This window comes from Pseudomonas lactucae, assembly GCF_016937615.1.
GTDB classification, from domain to species: Bacteria; Pseudomonadota; Gammaproteobacteria; order Pseudomonadales; family Pseudomonadaceae; genus Aquipseudomonas; species Aquipseudomonas lactucae.
On record NZ_JAFHKI010000044.1, the window covers coordinates 18,278 to 32,342 of the forward strand.

Consider the following 14,065-nt stretch of genomic DNA (forward strand, 5'->3'; position numbering starts at 1 on the left):
ACGGGCAGGGTCATTACCGTAAGCGTTCCGTTCGAACCACTTGAGGTAAATACCATGTCCGATTCTGCTGTCCGGCCCTGTAGGCCAGGTGCATTGCAATTGCGTATCTGCCAGTTGCTCGCCCTGCGCCCCACTCTTAGCAGCTTGAACATCACTCAAGCCCAGCTTGATGATGTACCGGATGCCGTACTCGACTACTACGCCGAGCAGTTGATCGATTTCTTTTGCAGCTCCGAACCGGAAAGCCGGTGGCGGCAGCTGGCGCAGCGGTTGGCGCACTCATTACGCCAGTCGATGAATACCGAGGCCCAAGACGTTATTCAGGCCGTCCTCGATTACCCCGACAGTGGCATGCGTTCGAACGCCCTGGGGGCGCAGGCGCCAAAGGTCTACGTGGTTCGACGTCAGGGTTGCCATGCGCTGGGTATCGTCAGAGGGGAGACGATGTGGGTGTACACGTTGGGTCAGGCGCTGGAGCCTGTCGACGCGACAGCGAAGGAACAGCTGCTCAAGGGGGCCGTCGAGCTGGAGGACGACGTGTTTGAAGGTTGGGCCTTGGCGGCCCTGGATGGCGCTTTGCAGCGTATCCACGCGAGCGACCTGGAGATGTTTCCCAGCGTTGAGCAATTGGATCGGCAATTGGCCTGGGCTACGAATCTGAGCGACTTTTTTACTCCCACCACCGATAAAGACGTGCTGCGCGATGAGCTGGAACAACAGTTGCCCGATTGGCTGCGTAACGCCTCCAGCGCCGGTCGCCTGGACTACAGCAAGCTATTGGTGGCGATGGCCTCGTTACACAGGCGGTACCGTGGCAAGGGGCTACTCGATGACAGCACCGAGCAGCCTGCGCTGTTTGCCCGATGCCTGGCGCTGCAGTTGCGCCGCATTGCGCTGGAGTCCAGTCTGCGAGGCCTGGCCGGCATCACGCAGGACGGCTACCAACGTCTGCGCGCCGCCGTCAGGACGTACGCCACGGACCGACACGTCAATGACCTGCAGATGGTGTTCAAACCTCTGAGTGACGAGTCGGGCTACCTGATTGGCCCATCCCAGGGGGAGGCTGGCCCCTGGTTGATGTACCGCCCCGGCAACCGCGAGCCCTTGCAGCAAGTGACAAGCGCGCCGGAGACGATGCCGACGGTGACCGACCCTTTTGCGGCGTTGTGTAAGACCTGCGGTAACGATCCGACAATGGCAGGTTGGGCAGAGTCCCCCCTGCAAACACTGGCACGCCTCAGGCAGGTCGGCGGCAACCTGAATAGCTGCCAGACAGGAAGCCCCACCGAGGCATGGCGCAGTGAGGTAAGCCTGTTACGTAACCTGGCATTGCTGCTGGTATGTCGCGGTACGGCACACGCCAGCGAAGCCGTGGCTACGCACCTGAGGCTTACGTGGATGGACGCCGAGTGGGCCGGTGCCTGCCCATCATTTTCACTGAGGCAGCAACAGCGGCTGGAAAGATACAAGCGTTCACCAAGAGTCAAACGTTCGCCGACCTGGGGCGAACGGATAATGGAGGGTATTGATCGGGGGCTGCATCTGCTCAGCGGCGTCTTGATCTTCAACAAGGATGAAAACAGCTTCAATGTCTTTTCGAAGAACCGATTTAACGTCGTGCTCAACCTCAACGTCGTCGAACACCAAGTCGGGAAAAATTCTGACGACCAGGTTCACACCGGTCCCTACATTAAACGTATGAAGGACGACAGCTGGGCTTTCAGTCGCTCGCCTCGATTAAAGCGCGATGCTCAGGGGCTAAGCGTGAACGCAGAGAAAGCAATGAAACGCGCCTCCAGTTTATCGGCCGAAGCGACAGTCTTGCTCACTGAGCTCGCACGCCCGAACGAGTTGCCGGTTGAAATCGAGGAGTGTTTCGAGCGCAAGGCTCTTGAACTCGAAGCGGCGATTGCGGCTATTGAGCGCTACACCAAGGTACGCAGTACCCAGGCGTCCATCGAGATGATCGCCCGGCTACGCCGGCAAGCCGACGAGCTGCGTGCGAGCGGCCGAGCCCAGCGTATAGAGGGGACCCGTACCACGCCGGCGCCGACCATGGGAGATGTGACGTATTTGTTGGCGCAGGGGGTGATTGAAATCGTACGGATCAATGGGCGCGAGGAAGAAACGATCGGAGGCATCAAGGACTACCTGCAAGAGTATGAAGTGCAAGACCGGACCAACAACGCCAAGCCCCTCTGGTACGCACACTTTCACTACTCCACGCGTGAAGCGGCCGATGATGGGCCCACCCTGGCCCACTTGAAAACGGCGGCGCAACGCGCCTGGGCCGTGAGTTCGAACGGGCGGAACGCGAGGCCGGGCGAGATACGTCTGTATACCGCGGGCCGATCGTGACCGCCTTGGAGCGTCAGGTATTTCTGCAGGCGGTAAAGTAAGTCGTTGTGCCCGCTCCCGGAAAGGAGCGGGAGGCAGGTTCAAGTACCCGATTTTATTTTGGTCCACGCCCGCGTCCTGGCGCGCTCGGCTTTGCTGTCCAGCGGCTTCAAGGTGTAGAGCGTGGCCATGGCCGCTTCGGTGGGGTACAGGTTGGGGTTGTTGCGGATCGCCGGGTCGACCTGCTGGGTGGCGTCCTTGTTCGGGTTGGGGTAGCCGACAAAATCACTGATCGGCGCGATGACCTGCGGTTGCAGCAGGTAGTTGATGAAAGTGTAGGCGTCTTGCGGGTTTTTCGCGCCTTTGGGAATCGCGAGCATGTCGAACCAGATCGGCGCGCCTTCCTTGGGCAAGCGCATGTCCACGGTCACGCCGTTGTGGGCTTCCTTGGCGCGGTTGGCGGCCTGGGAGAAACTGCCCGAGTAACCGACGGCCACGCAGATGTCACCGTTGGCGATATCGGCCATGTACTTGGAAGAATGAAAATAGGTGATGTAGGGGCGGATCTTGAGCAGCAACGCTTCGGCTTTTTCGTAGTCCTTGGGGTTGTTGCTGTTGGGGTCAAGGCCCAGGTGCTGCAGGGCCAGCGGCAGGATTTCCGACGGTGAGTCGAGCAATGCCACGCCGCACTGCTTGAGCTTGCTGATGTTGTCTTCGTTGAAGATCAGGTCCCAGCTGTCCACCGGTGCATTATCGCCCAGTGCGGCCTTGACCTTGGCCGGGTTGAAACCGATCAGGATGGTGCCGTACATGTAGGGCACGGCGAATTGGTTGCCGGGGTCGTTGGCCTCGATCAGCTTCATCAGCTTGGGATCCAGATGGTTCCAGTTGGGCAACTGGTTACGGTCCAGAGGTTGAAACACCCCGGCCTCGATCTGTTTGGCCAGGAACACATTGGACGGCACCACCACGTCATACCCGGAGTTGCCGGTGAGTAACTTGGCTTCGAGGGCTTCGTTGGTATCGAAGATGTCGTAGACCAGTTTGATGCTCGGGTTCTGCGCCTTGAAATCCTCGAGGGCCTTGGGCGTGATGTAGTCGAACCAGTTGTAGACGCGCAGGGTTTTTTCGTCAGCGTGGGCCACGCCGCTGAGCAGGCCCGCGCACAGGGCCAGGGTTGTGAGCTTGTTCATTGGGTCGCACCTTCTGTTTCGAAACCTTCAAGAACGTTGACGGCGTTGATGCCGATTTCCGCCACGGCGTAACCGCCTTCCATCACAAACAACGTGGGCTTGCCCAGGCGCGCGATGCGGCTGCCCATGACCAGGTAGTCCGGGCTGTCGAGCTTGAACTGCGAGATCGGGTCGTCCTTGAACGTATCCACGCCCAACGAGACCACCACAATGTCGGCAGCGTAGCGTTCGATCTCATCACAGGCGCTGTCCAGTGCCGCGCTCCAGCGCTCCCAGCCGGAGCCGGCCGGCAGTGGGTAATTGAAGTTGAAACCTTCACCCGCGCCTTCGCCCAGCTCATCGGCATAGCCCAGGAAAAACGGAAACTCCGCCTCCGGATGGCCGTGGATCGAGGTGAACAGCACGTCGCTGCGCGCATAGAAAATCGACTGGGTGCCGTTGCCGTGGTGGTAGTCCACATCGAGGATCGCGACTTTAGCGTGGCCCTGGTCGAGAAAGGCCTGGGCGGCAATCGCCGCGTTGTTGAGGTAGCAATAACCGCCCATCAAGTCGCTGGCGGCATGGTGCCCTGGCGGGCGGCACAGGGCGAAGGCACTGTGGGCGCCGTGCTGGATGGCTTGCTGCGCCGTCAGCGCAACCTGCGCTGCACTGTACGCCGCTTGCCAGGTGCCGGCCGTGATCGGCGCGCCGCCGTCGAAGCTGTAATAGCCCAGTTGGCCGTGCAGGCTGCTGGGCAGCACGCGGCGCAGCGTGCGGGCGGGCCAGGTGTAGGGCAGTAAGTCGCCGTCCAGGTTGGATGCCGCCCAGCGTGCCCAGGCGCCCTGGAAAAAGTCGAGATAGTCGCGGCTGTGAACGCGTTGCAACGGCGCCAGGCCAAAGTCGGTGGGCGCCTGCACCGGGCCCAGGTTGCGGTCCCTGACCCGTTGCAAAACATGGTCGGCGCGCGAGGGCATTTCGAAACAGGGCATCAATTGCCCGTCCATCAATTCGCAGCGGCCGTGGTGCAAATGGTGATCGTCCGAATAGATCGTCAGCATGTTGTTGTTCTCAAGGCTGGTCGTCCCCCAGTGTTGCGGTACGGGCGCGGCAAGAGAACGGCAGGAGCGGCCAAAAGGGGATAAATAGGGCCAAAGAATGTGACCGCTATTCGCCCCTTTTTAGGGCGTCAGGCCCGGAACTGGCTGGGCGCCACCCCGCTCCAGCGCACAAAGGCGTGGCGGAAACTCGCGGTTTCGCTGAAACCCAATTGCTCGGCGATGCGGTGGATGGGCAGTCGATCCTGCGCCAGCCACTGTTTGGCCTGTTCGAAGCGCAACTCATCGAGCAATTCCTGATAGCTGCAACCCAGGCCTTGCAGGTGGCGACGCAGGGTGCGCGGCGAGCAGTTCATCTGCCCGGCCAGGCCATCGAGCCCCGGCGCCGCATGCAGTTGCGCGACGAGCAACTGACGCACGCGATTGAGCCAGGCCTGACGCCCGGTGAATTCGGTGTTCAGCTTGCGACAACGTTCGGCCATGGCGCGGTGGGTAATGGCGTCGGCCAGGGGCAGCGGTTGTTGCAGCCAGTGTGCGTCGAAGGCAAAGGCATTGGATGGCGCGTCGAACTGCAACGGGCAGTCGAACCGTTCGGCATAGCGCGCCCGGTAGTCCGGAGCGGGGTAGGCAAATCGTGCTCCCGACAGCGGCAGAGGGTGGCCCAGCAAGTCTTCGCAGATGACCTTCAGCGACACCAGGCAGAACTCGACGTTGAACTGCGCCAGCGCCGGCGCCTCTCGATAGTCGCCGGCGGTGAACCAGATGCACTGTCCGTCCTCTTCAAGGCTCAGCTCGAACAGTGTTCCCAACAGCGCCGGGTAGCGCAGGGCCAGACGCAGAGCGTCACCGAAAGTGGCACTGGTGAGCAACGCATAGCCAAGCAACCCATAGGATGACACGTGCATGCGCTGGCCCACGTCCAGGCCGATATCCCGGCGCAGGGCCACGGCATTGGCACATACCTGCATCTCCTGGTGGGTGGTGATACAGGTGTCGGCGTGGTGTAAATCCCGCGCATCTATGCCGCTGCCGGCCAGCAATGCGTCGGATGCAAGGCCCTGGGCCTCGAAGGTCGCCAGCAGCAGGGACACGGCATTCAGGGTGGTCAGGTGTGAGTGCAGCATGATGGCTCCGCCCAAGGGGTCAGCCCTTGGGGGAGCAAGTTGTGTGCCGTCGCTCGAAAAACAATCGCGGGGTCGGAGATGGCCTCAGCCCAGCTCGCCACACAGGTTGGTTTCCACCAGGCGCCGAACCTCGGCGTTATCCAGGCCGGCACCGAGCAGCGCGTTGAGCTTGCCGAACGCCGCTTCACGGGTCATGCCGCCACCCGACAGCACACCCACGCCGCGCAAACGGCTGCCGGCTTCGTAGACGTCCAGCTCCACGCCGCCTTCATGGCACTGGGTAATCGCGACCACGACAATCGCGTTGTCCTGCGCGCGCTTGAGACTGGCCAGGAACTCGGGGTTGTCGCTGGGCCCGGTGCCGCTGCCGAAGCATTCCAGGATCAGCGCCTGAATACCGCTGCCGAGCAGGGCGTCCAACTGCGCCGCAGCGATTCCCGGCACCAATGGCAGTACGCCGATGTTGGCCAGGGTTTTCGGCTGGCGGTAGTCCAGCGCCGGGGGGATGGATTCGACACGGGCAACGCCGCCCTGGCGGTTGAGCGCGGCAAAGGGGTTGCGCCCGAAACTACGGATTTTCGCGCACGCGGTCGGCGCCAGTAGCGCGCCGTGAAAGTGCAAGTGCACGCCCGGCGCCAAACCGCCGCCCAGGGCGTGCAGAGCACCGCTGACGTTTTCCCAGGCGTCGCTGTCCGGCACGCCCGCCGGCAGCATCGAGCCGGTAAACACCACCGGCACCGGCAAGCCCAGCAGTTGGAAGCTCATGGCCGCCGCGCTGTAGGCCAGGGTATCGGTGCCATGCAGGATCAACACGGCGTCGCAGCCTTGGTCCACGGCTTCAATCACTGCGCTGCGCAGGCGCTGCCAATAGGCGGGGGTCATGTTGGCGCTGTCGATCAACGGCGCCATTTCGCGAAAGCGCCACGCGGGAACGGGCTGGTTGGCTAACTGCTCGCGCATGCGTGTTTCGAAGCCGGAGGCGGGCGCCAGGCCGTTGGCACTGGCCTGCATGCCGATGGTGCCGCCGGTGTAGAGCACCATGACGTTGCTGGATGAGGACATCGTAAATTCTCCTGAACGAAAAACGCCGCACGGCCCCGAGCATGCCCAAGGTCGTGCGGCGTGTCATCTATCTATGCTCAGCGTTGCACTTGAGCATTCAGTTCAGCCGAGGGGGCCGCTTGCGGTTTTACCGGGTTCGCCGGCCAGGCCTTGCGGTCCAGGTCGAGGTCCGGGAACTGGCTGGAATCGAACACCGGGGTCTTGATGCCCGCCGCGCGCTGGTTGTCGTAGTCGTTCAGAATGCGCATGGCAATCTTGAACAGGAACGCCAGGGCGAACAGGTTGACGAACGCCAGCAGGGTCATGGTGATATCGGCAAAGGCGAACACGGTGCTCAGGTTCTCGATGGAGCCCCAGAAAATCAGCACCAGCACCAGCGTGCGGTAGCCGATCAGCACCTTGCGGTTGTTGCCCACCAGGAAGCGCAGGTTGCTCTCGCCGAGGTAGTAGTTGTACATGATCGAGGTGAACACGAACAACGCCAGGGCCACCGAGATAAACATGCGGCCCCAGTCGCCGACCACCGCCGCCAGGGAGTTCTGGGTCAGGGCAATGCCGTCGCCTTCAAAGCCTGGGGTGTAGAAGCCGGAGAGCAGGATCAGCAACGCGGTGCAGGTGCAGATCACGAAGGTGTCGAGGAACACGCTGAACGCCTGGACCACGCCTTGGGCGATCGGGTGTTCAACCGAAGCCACCGCCGCCACGTTCGGCGCACTGCCCAAGCCGGCTTCGTTGGCGAACACGCCGCGCTTGACGCCCATGATGATCGCGCTGCCCACCAGGCCACCGAAGGCTTGGTCGAGGCCGAAGGCGCTCTTGACGATGGTCGCGAGCATGGCCGGTACGTGGTCGAATTGCAGCACGATCACGTACAGGGTCACGGCGATGTAGACCAGGGTCTTGACCGGCACCAGCAGGTCGGCGATCGAGGCGATGCGCTTGATCCCGCCGATGAATACCAGGCCCAGCAATACCGCCAGGGCGAGGCCGGTGTAAGTGGTGTCCAGGCCGAACGCGTTGTTCAGCGAGTGAGTCACAGCGTGGGCCTGCAGGCCGTTGAAGGCAAAGCCGAACGTCACCAGCAGCAGGAACGCCATGACCATGCCCAGCCAGCGCTTGTGCAAACCGTGCTGGATGTAATAAGCCGGGCCGCCACGGTAAGTGCCTTCGGCGTCGGTGCGCTTGTACAACTGGCCGAGGGAGCACTCGATAAAGCTCGAAGACATGCCCACCAGCGCGGTGACCCACATCCAGAACACGGCACCGGGGCCACCCAGGGTCACGGCAATGCCGACACCGGCGATGTTACCGGCACCCACACGTCCGGCCAGGCTGAGCATCAGCGCCTGGAACGAACTGAGCTGATCGGAGCTGTTTTTGAGGCTGTCGCGAAACACCGCGAACATATGGAAGAAATGACGAAACTGAACGAAACGCGAGCGGATCGTGAAATAACCGCCGAGCCCGACAATGAGCACGATCAGTACTTTCCCTGAGAGGAAGTCGTTGATGACTTCGAGCATGGAGTGTTCCTCGCTGATTTTTCTAATGGCAAACGCAGGACGGTTCGACGCATCGCTCGGCACCAGGCAGTGCACGACGCTTCGGCCCCAATCCTTTTGCGGGTGTTGTTATTCATGCGCTTTCGCTGCGTGCTAGCCGTTGTCGACGGCCGCAGATGCGAAGAGGGGCGGCACTATACCTAGGCGAACGTGATCCGTCTGCCCGGGCCGATTAAAGGTTTCAGCCAAGCCGTTACAGGGGAGGTGGGTAAGCGGTGCGATATTGGATTTTTTATGGGCGTCATTTCACAACCTCGAAGCAAAAAAAGGGCCTGAAGAACGAGCCTTCAGGCCCTCAAAAGGTGAGAGGTGTCTAGTCCCTCAACCTGGTGAGCGGTGCAACAAACGCTTAGGCCTTCAGCGGGACCAAACGTGGAGCGATCATATTTTCGGGGCGCAGGATGTCGTCGAGCATGGCGTCGTCGAGCAAGCCTTCTTCGCGCACCAGTTCCAGTACCCCACGGCCGCTTTCGAGGGCGATGCGTGCGATACGGGTGGCGTTTTCATAGCCGATGTACGGGTTCAGCGCAGTCACCAGGCCGATGGAGTGCTCCACCAGTTCGCGGCAGCGCGCTTCGTTGGCGGTGATGCCGACGATGCAGTGCTCGCGCAGCATGTCCATGGCGCGTTGCAGCAGACGGATCGAATCGAAGATCTTGAAGGCGATCAGCGGCTCCATCACGTTCAGTTGCAGTTGGCCACCTTCGGCTGCCATGGTCAGGGCCAGGTCGTTACCGATGACTTGGAACGCTACCTGGTTCACGGCTTCCGGAATCACCGGGTTGACCTTGCCGGGCATGATCGAACTGCCTGGCTGGCGTGCCGGCAGGTTGATCTCGTTGATGCCGGTGCGTGGGCCGCTGGACAGCAGGCGCAGGTCGTTGCAGATCTTCGACAGTTTCACGGCGGTACGCTTGAGCATGCCGGAGAACAGCACGAAGGCGCCCATGTCGGAGGTGGCTTCGATCAGGTCGGCTGCCGGAACCACGGGCTGGCCGCTGATGATCGCCAGGCGTTGTACGGCCAGGGCCTGGTAACGCGGGTCGGCGTTGATGCCGGTACCGATGGCGGTGCCGCCCAGGTTGACTTCGGTGAGCAGCTCCGGCGCCAGGGTTTTCAGGCGTGCCAGGTCTTCACCCAGGGTGGTGGCGAAGGCACGGAATTCCTGGCCGAGGGTCATCGGCACGGCGTCTTGCAATTGGGTGCGGCCCATTTTCAGCACATGGCTGAACTCGACGCCTTTGGCGGCGAAGGCCTGGATCAGGCTGTCGAGACTGGCCAGCAGCGCGTCATGGCCCAGCAGCAGACCCAGGCGGATCGCGGTCGGGTAGGCGTCGTTGGTCGACTGCGCCATGTTCACGTCGTTGTTGGGGTGCAGGTACTGGTATTCGCCTTTCTGGTGGCCCATGGCCTCCAGCGCGATGTTGGCGATGACTTCGTTGGCATTCATGTTGGTTGAAGTGCCGGCGCCGCCTTGAATCATGTCCACCACGAACTCTTCGTGGAAATCGCCGCGGATCAGACGGGCACAGGCTTCGCTGATGGCAGCGTGCTTGGCTTCGCTGAGCTGGCCCAACTCGCGGTTGGCATCCGCGGCTGCTTGCTTGACCATTGCCAGGCCGACCACCAATTTCGGGTAATGCGAAATCGGAACACCCGAGAGGCGGAAGTTATTCACCGCACGCAGGGTCTGGATGCCGTAATACGCTTGAGCAGGTACTTCGAGTACGCCAAGCAGGTCTTTTTCTGTACGGAAAGATGCAGCAGAGGACATGACGGAAATCATCTCGATAGGGACCCGGAACTGGCCGGAACGCTGCGAATGCTAGGCGCGTACGAATTTTTGGGCCAATGCTGTTAAACACTGGCCTATGCATAAACGGCATAATGCGGGTGTGACCCGGCTATCATGGCGGGCGTGTGTGCCAAAATGGTGCGTACCCGTGGGAGGCAGTGATGAACCTTGAAAGCAAATGGCTGGAAGACTTCAGCGCCCTGGCCGCGACCCGCAGCTTTTCACAGGCGGCGGAGCGGCGTTTTGTCACCCAGCCGGCGTTCAGTCGACGCATCCGCAGCCTGGAAGCTGCCTTGGGCCTGACCCTGGTCAACCGCTCGCGCACGCCGGTCGAGCTGACTGCGGCGGGGCAGCTATTTCTAGTCACCGCGCGCACCGTGGTCGAACAGTTGGGTGAAGTGTTGCGCCATTTGCATCATCTGGAAGGCGGGCAGGGCGAAGTCATGCAGGTAGCCGCCGCCCACTCTCTGGCGCTGGGCTTCTTCCCACGCTGGATCGCGCAATTGCGCAACGAAGGCCTGAACATCGCCACGCGGCTGGTCGCCACCAACGTCGGCGACGCCGTGCACGCCCTGCGCGAGGGGGGCTGCGATCTGATGCTGGCGTTCTACGATCCGGACGCCGCGATGCAGATGGACGCCGAAATCTTCCCGTCGCTGCACCTGGGCGACACCGAAATGCTCCCGGTGTGCGCCGCCGATGCCGACGGCAAACCGCTGTTCGACCTCGAAGGCGAGGGCAGCGTGCCGTTGCTGGCCTACAGCGCCGGTGCATTCCTCGGCCGTTCGGTGCATCTGTTGCTACGCCAGCGTGCGCTGCGCTTTACCACGGTGTACGAAACCGCCATGGCCGACAGCCTCAAGAGCATGGCCCTGGAAGGCCTGGGCATTGCCTGGGTGCCACAACTGAGCGTGCGCGCCGAACTGGCCCGTGGCGAGCTGGTGGTGTGCGGCGGGCCGCAATGGCATGTGCCGCTGGAGATTCGCCTGTATCGCTGTGCGTTGGTGCGCAAGGCGAATGTGCGGTTGTTGTGGCGCAAGTTGGAAGGAGGGGCCGCGCAAAGCACCTGAGTCCAATATCGGGCCGATTACAGTGTGTCAGGCACTGAATCTGGCACTTATACATCTCTATCGGGAGCAAGCCCCCTTCCACAGGGTTTTGTGGTGTTTTCGCTGACTCGAAAGTCAATAAAATCGCTGGTTTGCGCCGCTGGACGGATGGTCATTCCAGGGGCTGTTTATCTGCGTTATTACGGTATACTGCGCGGCCTTCGGCCGGTCCAACCGGCCTTAATTCGTACACCAAGCCACGCCGGATTTCCCGCGTGGCTTGTTGTTTTTTTGACGCGCCCGCGGCGCCCAGAGAGAAGAGGCACGACGATGAGTGCATTGGTTGGCGTGATCATGGGCTCCAAGTCCGATTGGTCCACCCTTAGCCACACCGCCGATATGCTGGAAAAGCTCGGCATTCCGTATGAAGTGAAGGTGGTCTCCGCCCACCGCACCCCGGATTTGCTGTTCCAGTATGCCGATGAAGCAGAATCCCGTGGCATCGAGGTGATCATCGCCGGCGCCGGCGGTGCAGCGCATTTGCCAGGTATGTGTGCGGCCAAGACTCACCTGCCGGTGCTGGGCGTGCCAGTGCAGTCGGCGATGCTCTCGGGCGTGGACTCGCTGTTGTCCATCGTGCAGATGCCGGCCGGTATCCCGGTGGCCACCCTGGCGATCGGCAAGGCTGGCGCGATTAACGCAGCCCTGCTGTCGGCCAGCATCCTGGGCGCCAAGCACCCGCAGTTTCACGCGGTGCTGAAAAAATTCCGTGCTGAGCAGACAGACAGCGTGCTGGACAATCCAGACCCACGTATCGCCTGAGGTTGTTGACGATGAAAATCGGTGTAATCGGTGGCGGCCAACTGGGCCGCATGCTGGCGCTGGCGGGAACTCCGCTGGGGATGAATTTCGCTTTCCTTGACCCGGCGCCGGACGCCTGCGCGGCCGCCCTGGGTGAACACCTGCGCGCTGACTACAGCGACCCGGACCACTTGCGCCAATTGGCCGACGAAGTGGACCTGGTGACCTTCGAGTTCGAAAGCGTACCGGCCGAAACCGTCGCGTTCCTTTCGCAGTTCGTACCGGTGTACCCAAGCGCCGAAGCCCTGCGCATCGCGCGTGACCGCTGGTTCGAGAAGAGCATGTTCAAGGACCTGGGCATTCCGACCCCGGCCTTCGCCGATATTCAATCCCAGGCCGACCTCGACGCCGCTGTCGCCAGCATTGGCCTGCCGGCCGTGCTCAAGACCCGCACCCTGGGTTACGACGGCAAGGGCCAGAAAGTCCTGCGCACCGCCGCCGATGTGGTTGGCACTTTCGCCGAGCTGGGCAGCGTCGCCTGCCTGCTGGAGGGCTTCGTGCCGTTCACCGGGGAAGTCTCGCTGATCGCCGTGCGTGCGCGGGATGGCGAAATCCGTTTCTACCCGTTGGTGCACAACACTCACGTCAACGGCATTCTCAAGCTGTCCGTGGCCAGCACCGATCACCCGTTGCAGGCGCTGGCCGAAGACTATTCCAGCCGCGTGCTCAAACAGCTGGATTATGTCGGTGTGATGGCGTTCGAGTTCTTTGAAGTCGACGGTGGCCTCAAGGCCAACGAAATCGCCCCGCGTGTGCACAACTCCGGGCACTGGACCACCGAAGGCGCCGAGTGCAGCCAGTTCGAAAACCACCTGCGTGCCGTGGCAGGTCTGCCGCTGGGCTCCACGGCCAAGATCGGCGAGAGCGCCATGCTCAACTTCATCGGTACGGTACCGCCGGTTGAGCGCGTGATGGCGATCGACGATTGCCACGTGCATCACTACGGCAAGGCCTTCAAGGCCGGGCGCAAGGTCGGCCACGCCAACCTTCGTTGCAAGGACCGCGCGACGCTGCAGGCGCAGATCCTCACGGTCGAAGCGTTGATCGCCGAGCAATAAGCCTCGGATCGGCGGGAACCATTCGGGGCTCGCCATCCTCTGATTGCAGGATGCCAAAGCCTGTCTAGGCTTTGGCATAGCTCACTTCATACAGAGGGAAATGCCATGGGTATCATCGGAACCATCTTTATCGGCTTGATCGTCGGTCTGCTCGCGCGTTTCCTCAAGCCTGGCGACGACAGCATGGGCTGGATCATGACCATCCTGCTGGGTATCGCCGGCTCCCTGGCTGCGACCTACGGTGGTCAGGCGCTGGGCATTTACCAGGCCGGTCAAGGTGCAGGCTTTATCGGTGCACTGGTCGGCGCCATTGTGCTGCTGGTGATCTACGGCCTGATCAAAAAGAAGTAATCAGCCGACGAAGTCCTCTGCGCTGCGCAGGCGCAGAGGGCTAGAATGCTCGGCACTTGTACTTGCCGAGCTTCTTCATGCGCCGTCTTCTGTTGACTCTTCTCTTGCTGGGCTCTGGCTTGGCACACGCTGGCGAACTGCCGGAAACCGACTGGCTCGACCTCATGCCGCTTTCAGACCAGAAAGCCCTCGAAGCCATGCCCGAGATTGACCACAACTCCCCCGAAGCCCAGGGCACCTTTACCGATAAGGGCGGCCTGAAGCAGAGCAAAGGCTTGCCGGCGGTGATGTATTCCACCAAGACCGTGGCCGCCATGAACGGCAAGAACATCCGCATCGGCGGCTACCCGGTACCGTTGGAAACCGACGCCAAGGGTCGCAGCACGTTGTTCTTCCTGGTGCCGTACCCAGGCGCGTGCATCCACGTGCCGCCACCGCCACCTAATCAGTTGGTGTTGGTGCGTTATCCCAAGGGGTTGAAGTTGGATGATATCTACACACCGTTATGGGTCACCGGCACCTTGAAGGTGGAGAAGGTGAACAACGACCTGGCGGATGCGGCGTATGCGCTGGATGCGGGGAAGGTGCGGGTGGTGAAGGAGTCAGATCTCTAAGCTTGCACAAAACAAATGTGGGAGG

At 61.7% G+C, this 14,065-nt stretch carries 12 protein-coding genes; 6 read left to right on the forward strand and 6 right to left on the reverse strand.

From position 1 onward, the window contains the following. The first annotated feature begins 54 nt into the window (after positions 1 to 54). On the forward strand, positions 55 to 2,358 hold the full coding sequence (locus JWR98_RS08750; RefSeq protein ID WP_205489776.1) for a hypothetical protein: 2,304 nt from the start codon (positions 55 to 57) through the stop codon (positions 2,356 to 2,358). An 80-nt stretch (positions 2,359 to 2,438) separates the two neighbouring features. On the opposite strand, the gene JWR98_RS08755 is transcribed toward JWR98_RS08750, so the two are convergent. The 6 genes from JWR98_RS08755 to aspA form a co-directional block, all read right to left on the reverse strand. Further along, positions 2,439 to 3,530 carry a polyamine ABC transporter substrate-binding protein gene (locus JWR98_RS08755; protein WP_205489777.1) on the reverse strand — a complete coding sequence of 364 codons (1,092 nt, stop codon included), beginning with the start codon at positions 3,528 to 3,530 and terminating at the stop codon, positions 2,439 to 2,441. Beyond that, the gene (locus JWR98_RS08760; protein WP_078735273.1) at positions 3,527 to 4,567 is read right to left on the reverse strand and encodes a histone deacetylase family protein; all 1,041 of its coding nucleotides are present in this window, start codon (positions 4,565 to 4,567) and stop codon (positions 3,527 to 3,529) included. The genes JWR98_RS08755 and JWR98_RS08760 overlap by 4 nt, the downstream gene beginning before the upstream one ends. 128 nt (positions 4,568 to 4,695) lie before the next feature. Further along, positions 4,696 to 5,688, reverse strand: a complete 993-nt coding sequence (locus JWR98_RS08765) for an AraC family transcriptional regulator (RefSeq protein WP_078735272.1) — start codon at positions 5,686 to 5,688, stop codon at positions 4,696 to 4,698. Positions 5,689 to 5,772: 84 nt separating this feature from the next. Continuing rightward, positions 5,773 to 6,750 (reverse strand): asparaginase, encoded by a 978-nt coding sequence (locus JWR98_RS08770; RefSeq protein ID WP_078735271.1) that lies wholly within the window; start codon positions 6,748 to 6,750, stop codon positions 5,773 to 5,775. Between the two features lie 77 nt (positions 6,751 to 6,827). After that, the gene (locus JWR98_RS08775; RefSeq protein ID WP_078735270.1) at positions 6,828 to 8,273 is read right to left on the reverse strand and encodes an alanine/glycine:cation symporter family protein; all 1,446 of its coding nucleotides are present in this window, start codon (positions 8,271 to 8,273) and stop codon (positions 6,828 to 6,830) included. A 388-nt stretch (positions 8,274 to 8,661) separates the two neighbouring features. Further along, positions 8,662 to 10,086: an aspartate ammonia-lyase gene (gene aspA, locus JWR98_RS08780; protein WP_042945500.1), complete on the reverse strand. Its 1,425-nt coding sequence runs from the start codon at positions 10,084 to 10,086 to the stop codon at positions 8,662 to 8,664. A gap of 182 nt (positions 10,087 to 10,268) precedes the next feature. On the opposite strand from aspA, the gene JWR98_RS08785 reads away from it, so the two are divergent. From JWR98_RS08785 to JWR98_RS08805, 5 genes are all read left to right on the forward strand, one after another. Further along, the gene (locus tag JWR98_RS08785; RefSeq protein ID WP_078735269.1) at positions 10,269 to 11,177 is read left to right on the forward strand and encodes a LysR substrate-binding domain-containing protein; all 909 of its coding nucleotides are present in this window, start codon (positions 10,269 to 10,271) and stop codon (positions 11,175 to 11,177) included. A gap of 309 nt (positions 11,178 to 11,486) precedes the next feature. Next, complete coding sequence (gene purE / locus JWR98_RS08790; protein WP_003176980.1) at positions 11,487 to 11,978, forward strand: 5-(carboxyamino)imidazole ribonucleotide mutase; 492 nt, start codon at positions 11,487 to 11,489, stop codon at positions 11,976 to 11,978. 11 nt (positions 11,979 to 11,989) lie between these two features. Next, positions 11,990 to 13,075, forward strand: a complete 1,086-nt coding sequence (locus JWR98_RS08795) for a 5-(carboxyamino)imidazole ribonucleotide synthase (protein WP_205489778.1) — start codon at positions 11,990 to 11,992, stop codon at positions 13,073 to 13,075. A gap of 105 nt (positions 13,076 to 13,180) precedes the next feature. Continuing rightward, a complete protein-coding gene (locus tag JWR98_RS08800) occupies positions 13,181 to 13,426 on the forward strand; it encodes a GlsB/YeaQ/YmgE family stress response membrane protein (RefSeq protein WP_005792540.1) in 246 nt (81 codons plus the stop codon). Positions 13,427 to 13,503: 77 nt separating this feature from the next. Next, the gene (locus JWR98_RS08805; RefSeq protein ID WP_050784921.1) at positions 13,504 to 14,040 is read left to right on the forward strand and encodes a DUF3299 domain-containing protein; all 537 of its coding nucleotides are present in this window, start codon (positions 13,504 to 13,506) and stop codon (positions 14,038 to 14,040) included. Positions 14,041 to 14,065: the final 25 nt, after the last annotated feature.